Source organism: Stenotrophomonas sp. 86156_Sma, assembly GCF_056481625.1.
On the sequence record NZ_CM151157.1, the window covers coordinates 1,835,030 to 1,849,928 of the forward strand.

12 protein-coding genes and 3 pseudogenes are annotated in these 14,899 nt (G+C 65.5%); 3 read left to right on the plus strand and 12 right to left on the minus strand.

Features of this window, described 5'->3' with window-relative positions:
* Nucleotides 1–673: 673 nt before the first annotated feature.
* The 11 genes and pseudogenes from ACZK33_RS08570 to ACZK33_RS08620 form a co-directional block, all read right to left on the minus strand.
* A pseudogene (locus tag ACZK33_RS08570) lies at nucleotides 674–2,705 on the minus strand (DNA topoisomerase III).
* 283 nt (nucleotides 2,706–2,988) lie between these two features.
* Nucleotides 2,989–3,429 carry a single-stranded DNA-binding protein gene (locus ACZK33_RS08575; RefSeq protein ID WP_003098976.1) on the minus strand — a complete coding sequence of 147 codons (441 nt, stop codon included), beginning with the start codon at nucleotides 3,427–3,429 and terminating at the stop codon, nucleotides 2,989–2,991.
* A gap of 73 nt (nucleotides 3,430–3,502) precedes the next feature.
* Nucleotides 3,503–4,030, minus strand: a complete 528-nt coding sequence (locus ACZK33_RS08580) for a DUF3158 family protein (protein WP_003098978.1) — start codon at nucleotides 4,028–4,030, stop codon at nucleotides 3,503–3,505.
* The gene (locus ACZK33_RS08585; protein ID WP_003116836.1) at nucleotides 4,027–4,818 is read right to left on the minus strand and encodes a PFL_4669 family integrating conjugative element protein; all 792 of its coding nucleotides are present in this window, start codon (nucleotides 4,816–4,818) and stop codon (nucleotides 4,027–4,029) included. The genes ACZK33_RS08580 and ACZK33_RS08585 overlap by 4 nt, the downstream gene beginning before the upstream one ends.
* Before the next feature lie 429 nt (nucleotides 4,819–5,247).
* A complete protein-coding gene (locus ACZK33_RS08590) occupies nucleotides 5,248–6,486 on the minus strand; it encodes an STY4528 family pathogenicity island replication protein (RefSeq protein WP_003116837.1) in 1,239 nt (412 codons plus the stop codon).
* A gap of 3 nt (nucleotides 6,487–6,489) precedes the next feature.
* On the minus strand, nucleotides 6,490–7,050 hold the full coding sequence (locus ACZK33_RS08595) for a DUF2857 domain-containing protein (protein WP_003090097.1): 561 nt from the start codon (nucleotides 7,048–7,050) through the stop codon (nucleotides 6,490–6,492).
* A gap of 14 nt (nucleotides 7,051–7,064) precedes the next feature.
* Nucleotides 7,065–8,744, minus strand: coding sequence for a ParB family protein (locus ACZK33_RS08600; protein ID WP_004350508.1), 1,680 nt, complete (start codon nucleotides 8,742–8,744; stop codon nucleotides 7,065–7,067).
* Complete coding sequence (locus tag ACZK33_RS08605; protein ID WP_003050422.1) at nucleotides 8,737–9,006, minus strand: hypothetical protein; 270 nt, start codon at nucleotides 9,004–9,006, stop codon at nucleotides 8,737–8,739. Before ACZK33_RS08605 ends, ACZK33_RS08600 begins: the two co-directional genes overlap by 8 nt.
* Entirely contained in the window at nucleotides 8,990–9,865 is an 876-nt protein-coding gene (locus ACZK33_RS08610; RefSeq protein WP_003098988.1) for a ParA family protein, read from the minus strand. The genes ACZK33_RS08605 and ACZK33_RS08610 overlap by 17 nt, the downstream gene beginning before the upstream one ends.
* A 42-nt stretch (nucleotides 9,866–9,907) precedes the next feature.
* Nucleotides 9,908–10,120 carry an AlpA family transcriptional regulator gene (locus ACZK33_RS08615; RefSeq protein ID WP_003090093.1) on the minus strand — a complete coding sequence of 71 codons (213 nt, stop codon included), beginning with the start codon at nucleotides 10,118–10,120 and terminating at the stop codon, nucleotides 9,908–9,910.
* Nucleotides 10,121–10,238: 118 nt separating this feature from the next.
* Complete coding sequence (locus ACZK33_RS08620) at nucleotides 10,239–10,985, minus strand: hypothetical protein (RefSeq protein ID WP_003098991.1); 747 nt, start codon at nucleotides 10,983–10,985, stop codon at nucleotides 10,239–10,241.
* A gap of 450 nt (nucleotides 10,986–11,435) precedes the next feature.
* Here ACZK33_RS08620 and ACZK33_RS08625 point away from each other — a divergent pair, with 450 nt between their 5' ends.
* Nucleotides 11,436–11,936: a DUF305 domain-containing protein gene (locus ACZK33_RS08625; RefSeq protein ID WP_003098996.1), complete on the plus strand. Its 501-nt coding sequence runs from the start codon at nucleotides 11,436–11,438 to the stop codon at nucleotides 11,934–11,936.
* Nucleotides 11,937–12,408: 472 nt separating this feature from the next.
* Here the strand turns inward: ACZK33_RS08625 and ACZK33_RS08630 are convergent, their stop codons facing one another.
* Nucleotides 12,409–12,756, minus strand: coding sequence for a hypothetical protein (locus ACZK33_RS08630; RefSeq protein ID WP_050509834.1), 348 nt, complete (start codon nucleotides 12,754–12,756; stop codon nucleotides 12,409–12,411).
* Between the two features lie 190 nt (nucleotides 12,757–12,946).
* Here ACZK33_RS08630 and ACZK33_RS08635 point away from each other — a divergent pair.
* Both ACZK33_RS08635 and ACZK33_RS08640 read left to right on the plus strand, forming a co-directional pair.
* Nucleotides 12,947–13,930, plus strand: a pseudogene (locus ACZK33_RS08635) (TolC family protein); the annotation flags it as partial.
* A pseudogene (locus ACZK33_RS08640) lies at nucleotides 13,909–14,892 on the plus strand (ABC transporter permease); the annotation flags it as partial. The pseudogenes ACZK33_RS08635 and ACZK33_RS08640, both read left to right, overlap by 22 nt.
* Nucleotides 14,893–14,899 lie beyond the last annotated feature (7 nt).

Genomic DNA, 14,899 nt, shown 5'->3' on the forward strand with positions numbered 1-14,899 from the left:
GTCCAGCCTTTGGGCTACGGCCTCGGCTGCAGCCGAGCGTACCATTGGCGATGGCCGCGCGATAGGCGGGCATGCCGTTCTCGACCTCCGTCTGCCGTACAGCAGCGGTGCGCAAGGTTGAGGGTGCATGTCGTCTCTCCTGTTCGTGTGGCCCAGGCCAATGGCCGGGCCGGGACGTTGATGGGCAGGAGAATGGCGCCGAAGGCCCAACGGCCTTCGGCTCGGGAGAAAAGAGGAACCACCCGTGGGCTGATTGGCAGGCCCGGTCGTCGCTAGAACCGTCTGCTCATCAAGCAATCACACCCGGCCCATGTCGTGGCTGGGGCCGGCATCGTCTGGCGCACATCCGCGCACAAAGGGAGCCCGTTTTTGCACCGGCGGGCACCGGCACCGATTACCGCTGACCACGAAGGGTCTCCCGGTGGCTCGTGCAGCCTGGCAAGCCACCGGGAGACCCTTCGCAGAGGGCGGAAGAAACGCAGATCAACAGAACGCGCGTGGTGCGGCTCGCAGAGAAGCTACCTTCAGGTCCCGCGGCCGGGGACGGCTGGGCGGGACGCGCACACGGATCAAGAAGGCGTTGCGCGCTGGGCGTCCCGCAGGGCATGCGGCGGAGTGCGGGACAGGGGCCACGCCGCCGAAGGCGGGCACGGCTCACGGGGAACGGGGGCGGTCAGGAGCCTTTGCGGCCGCTACGGCGCGGGCGCGAGGCGCCGCGCTTGGAGCTGCCGGATTCGACTGGCAGCGTGCCTTTGCAGTCCGGGTAGCGGCTGCACGACCAGAACGGGCCGCTCTTGCCGCTGCGCTGGCGCGTGGGTGCGCCGCACTGCGGGCATGCCGGCCCTTGGGGAACCTTGATGGACAGGGAGGCGCTGCCGTACTGCGCAATCAACTGCGAAATCCACGCGGCCTGCTTGCCGATGAACACGTCCAGGGTGAGCTGTCCGGCCTCGATCATGTCGAGCGCCTGTTCCCAGACGGCGGTGGTGCCAGGGTCGGCAATCGCCGCAGGCACGGCATCGATCAAAGTGAAAGCCGCATCCGAGGCGCGGATGGCGCGCCCCTTCTTCACGAGGTAGCCGCGAGCGATCAGGCCGCCGATGATGTTGGCCCGCGTCGCTTCGGTGCCGATGCCAACCGTATCCTTGAGCTTCTGCTTCAGGCGGGGATCGGACACCAGCTTGGCGACGCCTTTCATGGACTTGACCAACTCGCCTTGCGTGTACGGTTTGGGCGGCAGCGTCTTGAGTGCCTTGAGATCGACGTCGGCCACCTGGCATGCCAGGCCCTCATACAGTTTCGGCAGCGCGGGCAGCACCTGGGCGCGGACCGCAGTATCGCCCTCGCCATCACCGTCTTCGGCCTGCGGCTCGGCGAGCACCTGGCGCCAACCCGGGATGACAACCTGCTTGCCCGTGGCCGCCAGGTTCTGCCCCCCGCACGAAAACTTGGCCACAGTGCGGTCGAACTCGTGGTGAGGGAGGAACTGCGCCAGGTAATGCGACCGGATGAGCCTGTACACGGCCAGTTCCTTCTCGCTCATGGCGGAGAGCTTCGCCGGTTCGAGCGTCGGGATGATGCCGTGGTGCGCCGTGACCTTGCCATCGTTCCAGGCGCGCGAGCGCTGCGAGCGGTCGAGCTGGCCCATGATCGAGCGCAGCGAGGGATCGGTCTTGAGCAGGCTGTCGAGAACGGTGGGCACTTCGGCAAACATGCTCTCGGGCAGGTAGCCGGAGTCCGAGCGGGGGTACGTCGTGGCCTTGTGCGTCTCGTACAGGGCTTGGGCAATCTCCAAGGTTTCCTGCACGTCCAGCCCAAGCTGCTTGGAACACACTTCCTGCAAGGTGCCCAGGTCGAACGGCAGCGGCGGGCCTTCGCGGACACGCTCAGTCTCCACCGACACGACGTGGGCACTGCCCGCAGCGCGGATCTGCTGCATGGTCTGCTGTGCGACCGGCTGCCGCAGGCAGCGGCCTGCGTCGTCGGTGCACGCATCGGGTGGAACCCATTGCGCGGCGAAAGTCGAACCGCCTGCGAACAGGGACACGGCGATGGCCCAGTATGGTACGGACACGAAGCGCGCGATCTCGCGGTCGCGGTCCACAACGAGCTTGAGCGTCGGGGTCTGTACGCGGCCGACCGACAGCACGCCGTCGTAACCCGCCTGTCGCCCCAGCACCGTGAACAGCCGGCTCAGGTTCATGCCCACGAGCCAATCCGCACGGGAGCGCGCCAGCGCCGAGTGGTACATCGAAAGCGTCTCGGCCGAAGGCCTGCAGCTTGCCCAGTGCCGCCCGAATGGACGCATCGTTGAGCGCCGACAGCCACAGGCGTTCGATGGGGCCGCGGTAGCCGCAAAGCTCCACGATCTCGCGGGCGATCAATTCGCCCTCGCGGTCGGCATCGGTGGCGATAACCAGGTGAGTCGCCTTCGCCAAGAGCGCCTTGACGACCTTGAATTGCGTGGCGGTCTTCGGTTTGACCTCGACCCGCCAGTGCTGGGGAATGATGGGCAACTGCTCAACGGACCATCGTTTGAGCTGCTCGTCGTAGGCCTCGGGCGGCGCCGCCTCCACGAGATGGCCGATGCACCAGGTGACCGTGACGCCGGAACCGTTGAGGCAGCCTTCACCGCGCTGCGTGGCGCCGAGAATCCGGCCAATGTCTTTGCCCTGGGAGGGCTTCTCGCACAAGAACAGCCGCATATCCGTCCATCCCGATTCCTGTTGTTCATGGAGTTGCTGGGATCGAGGATGCCGAGCGCAGCCCCTGGCAGCAGCAAACAAGCCGCATGCGGCAGCGACCGCTTTCACGCCGATGAAATGGCGAGTGCGGGGAAGGTGCGTGGCCGGAAGTGTGCGGGCCGAGAGCCGCGATTTCCGGGAGCGCGCGTGGAACTCGGTGGACGTTGGTGGAGCTATCCCCTGGGGATAATTCGCAGCGCATGGAGGGCGGCGAAGCACTGCGGCAGCCGCCCTCCATGCCCGATCACTTCCTGCGCTTGGTCTCTTTCGGCGCCGTCGATTCCTGGGTGGCCTGGGGCTTCGGCTCTGCCTCCTGTGGCTTCGGGCTGAGGGCCACAGACTCGATGCGGTACGGCAGGATGCCGACACTGCGCGCGTTGACCTGCCAAGTCTCACGCGGCTGATCTTCGTTGTCCGTCCAGGGGTCGCGCTCCATGCGGCCGACGACCAGCACCCGCATGCCCTTCTGGTAGAGCTGCTGCCAGCGGTCGGCGTCGTGGTGCCAGAGTTCCACCGGCGCCCAGAAGCCGCCGCGGTCCTCGAACTCGCCGCCCTTGGTGGGGACGGGGTTGTCGAAGTACACGTTCAGCCGGAGCAACCGGCGAGGATCGTCGTTGCCATTGGGGAATTCGCGGTACTCGGGAGGCGATCCGATGTTGCCCTCGCCGATGAATTGTGTGCTCATGTTGGAATCTCCGTGGTGGTTGAAATACCCGTGCCTCGTTGGGCTCGGGCGCGTGCTCGGATGGCAGGCGCAATCACCGATCGCGCACTGCGGCAGGAACGGACGCGAGCCGGCGCAGGTAGGTGTTGTCCGCCTGCGCGGCCTTGCTGGCGCATTCCTGTGCTTGCCTGCCCAGGGTGTGCAGCAGGCTGATCTGCATGTTCAGCATGACGCGCTGCAGTTCGATCTCGTGCAGGTCGTGCAGCAGGTTGACCGGCGTGCTGGGGCTCGCCATCAGCTCCTGCCACAACGCCACGCCCATGGCCGATCGATCGTGCTTGCGCCAGCGAAGAAAGGTCGTGCCTGCGCCAGTGGTCTGCTGGGCCAGCTCGACGGGAAGCAGGTGGAAGGGATGCCCGCACGCCTGTGGCAGCACCTGTCGCTGCGCCAGGGCAATCAACTCGTCGCGCATGGCGAAGCACTGGCTGGCCCAGGCCTCGAAGTCCCCTTTACCTTTAAAAGGCTTTAAAAGGCCTTTTAGAGAGGCCGCGTGTTCCAGCCGCATGAAGGCTGGCTGTTCCAGACGACGGAAGTAGCGCGGTTCGCGGTTCGGGTCGCTCATGCCGGTTCGTCCTCGCCGGCGGCTGTGGACTTGGCCTCGGCCGAATCGGCGGCAGCGCCTTCGTCGGTGGGAGATGCGGCTGCGGCAGCGCTATCACCACGCTGTTGCAGACCACGGCGCACGACGGGCGGCGCAAACTTCGAGCGGCGCATGCCTTCGAGCACGTCCTGCGGCAGTTCGCCGAACTTCTCCAATGCTGCCCGAGCTGCGGCGTTCTTGGCCGCGAAGTCGTCGCGGGTGCAGCCCGAGTAGCGGTATTGCTGGGCCAGGCTGAACAGGCTGCGCAGCGCGTGGGCACCTTCGTTGAGCCAGCGCTCCAACGTCGAGCGATCGATCAGCGCGGTGTGGTGGGCGAGGATCAGCTTGCGGGCGATGTCGTCGTAGTCGGCCAGCAGATAGACGGCGGCAAAGCCGAGCTGCGCGTTCACGAACAAGGGGAGCTTCACCGGCTGCACGTTGAGGTTCTCACCCAGGCTCAACGCCGCAGGCACGCCGGCCAGTGCCTGGTCAACCTGCTCGCGCAGCGATTGCAACGTGGTCCTGGTCTGGTCGAGCTTTTCCTCGATGCGCAACATCCACCAGTCGCTGTACGGGTCGTCCTGCTCCGAGCCGCGCTTCATCTTGTTCATCACGGCGATGTAGCCGTTCAGGCCGACGATGCCGGGTCGCCCCTCGGCGGCGGCGCGGCCATGCCAGATGCGCGAGGCGTGGTGGGTGTGCAGCGTCAGCGACATCGCGCTGCGCAGGGAGCCGAGGTTGAGTTGCAATGGTTCGTTGCTGGTTGCCATGGTGATCGCTCGCTGGTGGACAGGGAGCCGCCAGCATCCGCATGCAGCGGAAGGCAGTCAGTCAACAAACCGAAATGAGCCGACCCCCGGTTCTGTGCGCGCTGGCGGCGCAGCGCGCAACGGTCCCCTGGGGACCGCTCCGCAGATGGGCACTCACATCGGCGTTCCCGTCCTCGGTTGTTGACGGTATGCGTGCTGCACCGCACGTCGCGCTGCCGTTCGACACGATCCTTCGCCGCGCAGCCGTCCCCAGGGGACCGTTCCGTTGAGCGCCATGGAGGTCTGCTTCATGGTCTTGCATGCGCTCTACTCAGGTTTTGCGCAGCATGTCGCGCCGTCGCCCGGCGCTTCACCGCACAGCCGTCCCCAGGGGACCGTTTCTGCCGACCGCCATGGAGATCTACTTCACGGCTTTGACAAGCCCTGTGCTCAGGATTTGCGCAGCAGATCGCGCAGGCGCTCGATGTGCTGCCGGGCCACCTCGGGCGGCACGACGTTGCGCGGCGGCTCGGTTGGTGGCGCTCGCGCCGCCGATGGTGTTGGCGGTGCCGGGCCGGTCTGCTTGGCCCAGGCATTGAACTCGCCGCGCATGGCGCGCTGGATGATGCCGAACAGATAACCGGCGGGGTTGCGGATGCCATGCTTGCCGCACCGTGCGGCCCATTCGTCCAGCACGGCCTGCCGCAGGGCAGCGTCCACCTGCTGCAACGCCATCTTGGCTCCGGCCTGCTGTTCCGCCTTCAGTTCCGCGAAGCGCTTGGGCCATTGCAGGTCGCCCAGCGCACGCGCCTGCGCGGTAGTACGTACTTCATCAATACGACTACTACGTACTGTACGGTCCTGCTTCGAATTCCGAAGAGCGCCGTCTGGCGCGGGTTTCGGCCCTGCTTCGGATTCCGAAGATGGGCGATCGCCATTCCGAAGAAGGCTCGCGGGCCCTTCTTCGGAATCGTGGACCGCATCCTCCTGTGGATAACTTTCGGAGGCGGTGATGCCCTGGTCGGCCAGGCGCTCGGCGAGCACTTGCAGCCGCGACGGCAAGGTGCGTCCGGACAGCATCGGGTCGTCCGCGATCTCCTGGAGGGTGTTGAGTCCCACCACCTGGACGGCCTTGGCCGAATGCCCCAGCGACTGGCTGACCAGGGCCAGGTAGTCGGCGTCGAGTTGCATCGCCTCGAACGGCGTCAGCGGTTCGTCGTGCAGGACGTAGAGGTTGCCGAGGATGCGACCGGTCTTGGGGTCGCGCCGTCGTCGCACGAGGCTCAGCCAGCGCGTCAGGCGCAGCAGCGTCAGCGCCCGCGCCACGGTCTCATGGGAGGCCTGGCCTGCGCAGGGCATCGACGCCAGCCAGGGGCGCAACTGCTCATAGGTGGGAAATGCCGTGACGCCATCGTCGTTGAGCATCAATCGGAACACCTGCCAGGCGTTGCGCTCCAGCGGTGTCAGGCGGCGGTCGAGGAACAGCCGCCGCGGCACGCTCTCGTGCCGATTGCCACTGAACAGGAAGGCGTCGCCGGACGTAGGAGGCGTGGGCGTTGGAGCAGGCAGGGACGCGGGAGCGCCAGAGCTGGACTTGGGCGCGAGGTCCTTCAGCGCAGCGTCGAACAGGTCGGCGAGTGCGATGGGGCCAGGGCGCTGGGCTCGTGGGGCGGTGTCGTCCACGGCCATGGCCTAGCCCAATCCCTGATCGACCCAGTTCCTGATCGCGGCCCAGACCACCGAGAGCGGCAGCGACATGCCCTCGGCCAGGTCCATGGCCGCATCGAGAATCGAGGTCTCGTCCTCCAGATCGACGTTCCTGCTGCTGGTCACGGCTTTCCATTGCCGCCACAGTTCGGTGTCCTGGGTCTCGTCCAGGACGGGGTGGCGCCCCTTGCGCTTGGGCAGGCCGAGGATCTCCCGCCGCAGGGCGACTTCCTGATGGGTCAGGCCATAGAAGCGGCTGACCATCTCCGTGCTGGCCCCCAGCCGCAGCATGCGATCGACCGTGGCGATTTCCTTCTCCACGTCCTGTGCCTGGTTGAGCAGGCGCTGCAGCACTTCGCGGTTGACCGTGACCGAGCACCACGAGACGCTGGCGTTGGCCAGCACGCTGATCAGCGCGGGGTGCTTGAGCGCATCCAGCTCGGCCTCGCCGAAGCCCATGGCCTTGCAGCGGCGCAGTTGGCCGTTGCGAAGGTCATACAGCGCCTGGGCAATCACGGCCTGGTTGAGCGGATGCGATGTGGACATGCGGCCTCCCTCGCTCACGTCCCGGGCGCCGTGGTGCCGGCTTCCAGGTCCAGCAGACGCCGGGCGAGGCGCAGCAGCCGAAAGAGCTTGACCAACGCCGTGTCGCTCAAGCGCCTTGCGCCGCTGCCATGGCCTTGGCTCTGGCCGTGCAACAGGGTCGGCAGGTCGGCGGCGAGCTGCGCGCCGTCCAGGCCCGCTTCGGCGACGGGCTGACCCGTCAGGGAAGTGAGCAGCGTCAGCACCGCGCGGCCGAGCGGCGACGGGGCTTGGCCGCGGGCGCGGCACGCAAACCCGATGCCATCGGCGCGATCCTCGATGCACTCGTCCAGGCCTGCCTCCCCGGCGATCTCGCGCGCGAACTGCGCGATGTGGATGCGCAGCCGATCGGGCGTGTCCAGGCCGGCGTCGATGTACCAGACGTCGGAGATCGGATAGAGTCCGCCGGCTTGCACCGGGATGGACTGCAGCACGCTCGCCGAGAAGTCGGGCGGCAGCGCATCGCCCAACTGGTCGGCGACCATGCGCTGGATCGATTGGAGCCGTTCTGTCGTCGGTGCTGGCGAGACGATGTGCTCGCGAAGCAGATCGCCCGGTGCGGCCGGCTGGCTTCCCGTGGCCGCTTCGCCAACCGCCGTGTCGTCGTGGCGCAAGGTGGGCTCGGACGCCGGAGGGCTGGCGGGTGGAGGACCGGCCGCCGCTGCAGGCGTGGCGATGGACGATGCTGCGCCCGGCGGAGTCGGCGTGCCGGCGGTGGGCGAAGGCAACGCCGGCTGCGCCGCAGGTGGCGTCGGGTCACTGACCAGCGCCCGGTGGCGGCTTTCCGATTCGGTCAGGTCCAGCGCCAGCACGTCGTAGCCGATGCCCAGCAGCTCGGACATCTGGCCGATCAGCTCGTCTTGCACGCGCTGCGGCGCGAACTCGTCGCCCTGCGTGTCGAACTGCGCCAGCACCTCCTGAAAGAAACTGTCGAAGTCCAGCGGCAGCGAACGGTCCTTGGCGTAGTGCTCCCAGGTGCGTTTGCAGGCCGTGCGCATGACCGACAGCCGCTCGACCTGGTGGCGCCCCAGGCCGCCATAGAGCACAGTGGGAATGGCGGGCAGCAGGTAGCGCACCGCGTCGGCCATGCGGGTGATGTGCGACCGCTGGACGGGGAAGCCATCGGCCGCCAGGCGGCGGGCCAGTTCCGACTGGCTCAGGGCGGCGCCGCTCTCCTGCTCGTAGAACTCCCGTGCTTTCTCGACGCCGAGCGCGCGCTCGATGAACGTGAGGCCGCCGCGCAGTTCGTTCTCGGCAAGATGCCCGGTCAGCGCGACGATTTCACCGCGCTCCGGCCATGGTCGGAACAGGCACGATATGCGGAAGAAGCGTTCTTCCTTGGTCTCCGACCAGAGTTCGCGCAGGATCGCCAGTCGCGTGTTGCCGCCGTTGCGGATGATGTAGTGGTCCTCGCCGGGCCTGCGCGTGATGGCCGGCGCCGCGTCCAGGCCGCGCTCGCGGATGGATGCCTTGATTTCCTCGTAAGCCGGGTTGCGCTTCATGCGCGGGTCATGGTCGTAGGGCCGCAACTGGTCCAGCGTCACGACCATGGGCGTGTCCGCGATCGGGTCGCTCAAGGCCGTAGCCGCTGGGCCGCTGCGCTCGAAGCCGGCCGCGAGCAGCTTGCCTGCCATGTCCTGCGAGGTCATGTCAGCCATGGCCGCACCCCTCGCAGTCCCCACGACCGCCGGCCGGCGCCATGCGGGCCTCTCGCTCGGCGCGGCGGATCTGCGCACGGGCGTTCAATTCGGCCCGGTGGTCACTCGCTGTCGAACTCGTGTAGATCGCCGCGCAGCCGGCCTTGGTGAACTTGAGGTGCCCGCCCGGCGTGCGCTTGACGTGCCAGCCCTCACCGACCGCGAACTCGATCAGGGCGCGCAGCCGCTTGTGGCCGCGGGCCAGCTCATGTGCGTTCGCCATGGGGCCTCCCAGGATCAAGAGGTCGCTGCGGGCGGCCGGATACTTGAGCCAGTCGGTCCTGCCATTGCGGGAACAACTCGCTGGCGAGCGCGCGCATCGTGTCGAGCGCGGCAGGGGCGACTCTGCCGGGCGGCTGGCGGTGCTCGACCCGATGCACCGGCAGGCCGCGCGTTGCGGCACGTGGATACGCTTCTATGGCCGGCACGTCGGTGGCGAGCACGCGGATGCCGGCGCTGTCCTGGAACAGGTCGCGCAAGGCCTGCTGGATCAGCCGTGCGTTGGCGGACACCGGGTGGACGCGGTTGATGAGCAAGTGCAGCGGCGGCGGTTCGATGCCCAGGTGCCGGTACGGCGCAATGTCTTCGAGCAACTGCATGGTGCCGCGCCGCAGCTCGCGTGCCGCGAGGATCTCCGGCGTGACGGGCGACAGCGCGAGATCGGAGGCGAGCACCGCCATCTCCAGCAGCACGGAACGCGCGCCCTGGGTGTCGATCAGCACCAGGTCGTAGAGGGGAGCAAGTGCTGGCAGCAGATGCCGCAACCGCAGGCGGCCATCCGGCGCATGCAGCAACAACGTGTTCAGCTCGCCCCGGTGGTCGTCGGACAGCACCAGGTCCAGGCCCGCGATGATCGTGCGGGACACGAGCTGGCCAAGGTCGCGCTCGTTGAAGGCCAACAGCTCATAGATGCCGCCCGGCGCGCGCTGGGTCAGTTCGTAGTAGGAGGACAAGGTGGGCTGCACGTCGAGATCGAGCAGCAGCACGCGCAGGCCCGCGTCCGCGGCGAGCCCGCCCAGGTTGGCGGCCGTCGTGGTCTTGCCGACGCCGCCCTTCGTTGAAATGATGGACACGACCTGCATGGCGCTCTCCGGCTGGGAATGGGAAGTCCGCGGGAGAGCGGGTCAGGTCCGGTGGTTGAGGCGCTCGGCGATCCACTGGTCGATTTCGATCGAATCCCAGCCGACAGCGCGCACGCCCAGGCGCAGCGCCTGAGGGAACTGGCGCTTCTTCATCAGGTTGTAGATGTGGGCGCGTTTGAAGCCGGACTTCGCTTCGACTTCATCGAGCCGCAGGATGCGGCGCTCGTTCGGCGGGAGTACAGGGGTCTGCGACATGGCGGTCACTCCTGAACGCTCGGTGGCGTTTGTTGGCGTGACCTCTATTCAATAGACCTGGCTGCGGAAAGACATTGCAAATGCAATCTCCGCGATTGCACATACAAGCTGGATAACCTCATGCGCTTGCGCTACGAACGTACCTCTTAGCGTTGGCGAACTTTCCGTTTAAGGTGCGCTCAGTGATGCCCATGGTGCCGCCGTAGTGGGCGACCAATGCAGAGACAAGGGCCTCCTGCGTTTTGAAGCTGGAATAGGGCACGCCTGAAGGCGACTGGCTCAGCATCAGCGTCAACATCCCTCCAATGATGTTGAGATAGGTCGTTTCCGCCCGTTCGCTGATCTCGCATTGCTTGGATGCCAACAGCACCGAGGATTGCTTGAGTAGCGTGTCGTGCTGCTCCTGCAGTTCTCGCATCTCACGTCGGGCTTGTTCAAGCGCGGCCTGAAGGGCCAGCCGCTCCACGAGGATCGCCTGTCCTGTTTCCATGGTGATGAAAGGATGCGCCATGCGTTCGCCACGGCTGAACAGAAATCCTGGCCGGTGCTCGGGATAGTGGGTGCGCATCCAGCGTTTTAGATCGACATGGCGAACAGTCAGATCCAGAGAATTGAGCAGGTTCGGATCATTGAGCGTGATCCCGTTCTTGCCGTAGGGCAGCTCTCCGTTGAGGATGCCGTCATAGATACGTTCCGAGTGCAGCCGGCACTCATTCCATCGAGGGCAGTTCAGCGACCGAGGCAGGACACGCGGTGACGCGATCGTGGCCAGGATCATCGGGAGATACCGCAGCAACCCAGCCCATCGGATGGCCGCCTCGATGGGACGATAGAACACCTTTGATGTTGAAATGTCCTTGTGCATGTCTTCGTCTCCTTTCGGGTGCGCTACATCACCGGCTCCTTTCTTGCCCAAGGGCTGTTGTGTCGTTATGGCCTGCGACGGACGCTTGAGGCGATGCCCTAAGCGAAGGCGGAGGAGGCCATTGGCGTCCGCCGCAGGTGGCCTTGTCTTGCTTGATATGCAAGAATCGATCAGTTGCCGGCCCATCGAGCGATGAGGACGCAAGCTCGATATTGGCGCTCACGGTACCAGCGTCATAGGTGGCGCAAAGCCCATCAAGACCGATTTGGTATGGTCTGATATCCAGACGGTTCAAGACCAGCGAGTTGAAGCGTTCGACGCCCCTACGTCCAGTTGGGGACTGGAAATCAGCGGTTAGTGATGCATCGCTCCACATGCTGATATATCGACAAAGTATCTGCCGCAGTACCAGTGACCCTGCCAGGTTGCCCCAGCACATAGGAGACGGAGATGGCTGAACATTCCCATGAACATCAACATCACACATCCGGTCAGATGGGTAAGCACGGCCGACCATACGCCAAGTTCTGGGTGAACATGGTGTTGGGCCTCGTCGTCATGTACTTCGTAATGTTCAGCATGATCGACGGCGCCAGGGACTTCAGAAACAATCTCAACATGCTCTACATGGCGGTCACTATGTGGGCGCCAATGGGCATCTTCATGCTAGCGACAATGCCCGGCATGTTTCCAAACCGGCGGCTCAATCTCGTGCTGTACGGCTTGTTTGCCGTTCTCACACTCGGTTCTTTTGCCGCTACCCGTGCTCAAACCGGAATCGGCGATCGACAGTTCATCGCGTCTATGGTCCCGCACCATTCGGGAGCGATCCTCATGTGCCGCGAGGCGCAGCTCTCAGATCCGGAACTCGTCAACCTATGCCAAGCGATTTCCGATGGCCAGCGCGCGGAGATCGAGCAGATGAACCGGATTGCTGCACGCCTTCGTTGAGGCTGGCTGCCACTACACTGGCGCCGCGTTGCGCTCCGGCGAAGTTAGCCGCAGCGATGTAAAGATGAGTACTTGCGGTGTTCCGATGCCGGCGGTTGTGTCCTACAGCCGTCCAGGTGCCAGGTAGTCCACGCGACACCACCCCGCGCTGCCTGCGGAGCGAGCGCAAGTCATGATCGTCGCAAGTTGGAGTTCGATAGCGAACCCGCTCAGCAGCTGGACGCATCAGGCGTAACGACGGGTGGATGGATCATCCTTGGACGCTGGTGGAAGTGGTTGGATGAACTTTGTTGCCGAGGGCGAAAAACAAGGCTATAATTGAGTTCTTCGCTGATCACCACAGTGGAGAAAGTGATTGGGAAACAGAGACTTAGCGCTCTAGTGCATGACTCGTTTCCCGCTCCAGATTCAAGAAGAACGCTCCCGCAAGGGGGCGTTTTTCGTTTGTCACACCGGTTGCACCACCGCCGCGCTAGCGTGCCTTGCCGGGCAGGGCGCTGCACCAGGTCCGGGCATCCTGCCGGTGGAAACCGGGGCAGCGGTTGTCCTGCGGGATGTAGACGTAGGGAGCGTCATCTTCGTAGGTGAAGTGGTAGTAGTAGGTCCGGTCCTTCCCGTACAACCAGTAGTTCGACGAGCCCTGGTTGATGGCATACGGCTCGAACGTGAAGATCGAGGATTCGGCGGGAATGAAGTTGCTGCGCTCCATCAGTAGCAGCGTGGCGTTCGAGACCAGTGGGGTGGTCAGGACGAGCACGATCACACCGACAGTCGCTGTCGTGATCGAGCCAATCAGCAGCCAGCGGCGGGGGCGTTTCACGGTCGGGCAGCATCGAAGCAAGACAATGCCGCAATGTGCAATGCGCTGTGAAAGTCGTCCAGTGTTCCGTGCCGGGAACGCATTGAAAGCGTAGTGAAAGACTGGGTCGGCGTTGCCTGAACCGCACGCGTGCTGTGACCTTTTTCGGACGATTTCTCCATGTTCGCTCCACAATCGCACGGTAGCCTTCATGCTCCTTCTACACGTTGGCGGGCTGGTGGTCAGGCGTATCACTTCAGTGGCAGTGCCCAAGGCCGGGCACCGACTCTCCCTGCATGCAGTGCTGCGCCCTGGTGCGTTGTTGGCAAGCCTGGCCCTGGCCGGTTGCATGTCGGTGCCTGTTCCGGACCTGCCTGACCGCACGCCCAGCACTTGGACCCAGGTGCCGCAGGGCCAGGGCGTGGCAGTGGATGCCAGACAGTGGTGGAAAGTGCTGTCCGACCCGGCACTGGATGGCCTGGTCGACCAGGCCATCGCCGGCAACCTGGACCTGCAGCAGGCTACGCTGCGCCTGCAGGCCGTTCGGATCGTCGCCGGCACTTCCGACTCGCGTTTCCTGCCGGAAATCTCGGCCAGCGCCAAGCAGGTGCAGGACGCCGCCGCCGTCGATACCTACTTCCATGCCGGCATCGAAGCGATCTGGGACCTGGGCCTGTTCGGTGCCGCCGAGAGCGCGCAGCTGAGCGCGCAGGCTTCGGCCGGCAATGCCGAGGCGCTGCGCGATGCCGCACAGGTGGCGGTGATTGCCGACGTGGTGCGCAGCTATCTGGACCTGACCGTGGCACAGGCCCAGCAGGACCTGCTGGCCCGCCAGCAATCGGTGGATGACCGCGGCGAGCACCTGGCCCTGGTCCGCCAGCGCCTGCGCCTGGATGAGCCGGGCGAACTGGATCGCCTGCGTGCACGCCAGGCCGCCACCCACGCCGCCATCGCACAAGCCCGGGAAAACGCCGACAACGCCGCCCGTGCGCTGGCATTGTTGCTGGGCCGTGATGGCCCGGATCCGGCTTGGCGCGCCTATCGCTCGCCGCCGAAGCTGGGCACGTTCTCGCTGCAGCAGGTACCGGCCGATCTGCTGCGCCACCGCCCGCAGATTCTGCTGGCCGAATCTGAAGTGATGCAGGCTGCGGCGAGCAAGGGCTCCGCACGTGGGCTGATATCTGGGCCGGTTTCCCCGGCACCCAGAGCGTGAACTACGGCCATGCAATCAGTGCGGATGTGGAAAGCCACCTGCGCATGGATCCGGATGTCACCCGCGTCGAACCCTACGAGTGGGTCGATGGCGAATGGCGCTCCAGCGCGCAGGGTACCGGTAACGTGTCTGTGTATCTGTCCGGCATCTCCACCCAAGGCGACGCGATGATGTTCGCGCGCATCCTGCCCGCCGACCTGCGCGCGCAGCTGCGCGAACCCGGTGCGGTGATCGTCGATAGCGCCGATCTGGATACGCTGGGCGTGGACCTTCAGAACAACCGTGCGTGGATCAATGGCAAGGCGGTGCGCGTGGTCGCGGCACAACCGGGCCTGCGTGGCCTTGGTGGCGTCAACGTGCTGGCGTCGCTGGATACCGCGCGCGCCATTGCCGGTACAGATCCACATGAGGGCAGCACCTATTTCGTGGCAGGACTGCGCTCGCCGGGCCTGGCCGACCGCGTGCGTGACCGCCTGGCCGCGTCGATGGGGCAGGCCACGCCGGTCGAGTTCTGGACGGCACCGGAGTTCGCCAGCCGCTCGCAGCAATACTGGCTCTTCGATACCGGTGCCGGCATCGCAGTGTTGTTCATGGCCGTCATCGTCTGCTTCGTCGGCGCGGTGATCACCAACCAGTCGTTTGCTTCGGTGGTGGCCGGTTCGGTACGCGAGTACGCCACGCTCAATGCACTCGGTGCCGGTCGCTATGCGCTGGCGCGGGTGGTGTTCGAGCAGGCGCTGCTGATCGGCGGCGTGGGCATGTTGCTGGCGGCGGCGTTCAGCACCGTGGTGTTGTTGATCGCACAGACCCAGCGCGTGCCGGTGCAGCTGACACCGATGGTGATCATCGGTTGCGTGGCGCTGGTCGCGGTGATGGCCATGCTGTCGAGCATCATGGCGGTACGCAGTGTCGTCCGCTCCGATCCATCGTTGCTGCTGCGTTGAGGACCGG

Bases quoted from the DNA above. Each gene is read 5' to 3' on its own strand.
- ACZK33_RS08600 (WP_004350508.1), bottom strand. From the start codon at position 8,744: ATGGCTGACATGACCTCGCAGGACATGGCAGGCAAGCTGCTCGCGGCC.
- ACZK33_RS08585 (WP_003116836.1), bottom strand. From the start codon at position 4,818: ATGGCAACCAGCAACGAACCATTGCAACTCAACCTCGGCTCCCTGCGC.
- ACZK33_RS08605 (WP_003050422.1), bottom strand. From the start codon at position 9,006: ATGGCGAACGCACATGAGCTGGCCCGCGGCCACAAGCGGCTGCGCGCC.
- ACZK33_RS08580 (WP_003098978.1), bottom strand. From the start codon at position 4,030: ATGAGCGACCCGAACCGCGAACCGCGCTACTTCCGTCGTCTGGAACAG.
- ACZK33_RS08620 (WP_003098991.1), bottom strand. From the start codon at position 10,985: ATGCACAAGGACATTTCAACATCAAAGGTGTTCTATCGTCCCATCGAG.
- ACZK33_RS08625 (WP_003098996.1), top strand. From the start codon at position 11,436: ATGGCTGAACATTCCCATGAACATCAACATCACACATCCGGTCAGATG.
- ACZK33_RS08575 (WP_003098976.1), bottom strand. From the start codon at position 3,429: ATGAGCACACAATTCATCGGCGAGGGCAACATCGGATCGCCTCCCGAG.
- ACZK33_RS08590 (WP_003116837.1), bottom strand. From the start codon at position 6,486: ATGGCCGTGGACGACACCGCCCCACGAGCCCAGCGCCCTGGCCCCATC.
- ACZK33_RS08615 (WP_003090093.1), bottom strand. From the start codon at position 10,120: ATGTCGCAGACCCCTGTACTCCCGCCGAACGAGCGCCGCATCCTGCGG.
- ACZK33_RS08610 (WP_003098988.1), bottom strand. From the start codon at position 9,865: ATGCAGGTCGTGTCCATCATTTCAACGAAGGGCGGCGTCGGCAAGACC.
- ACZK33_RS08595 (WP_003090097.1), bottom strand. From the start codon at position 7,050: ATGTCCACATCGCATCCGCTCAACCAGGCCGTGATTGCCCAGGCGCTG.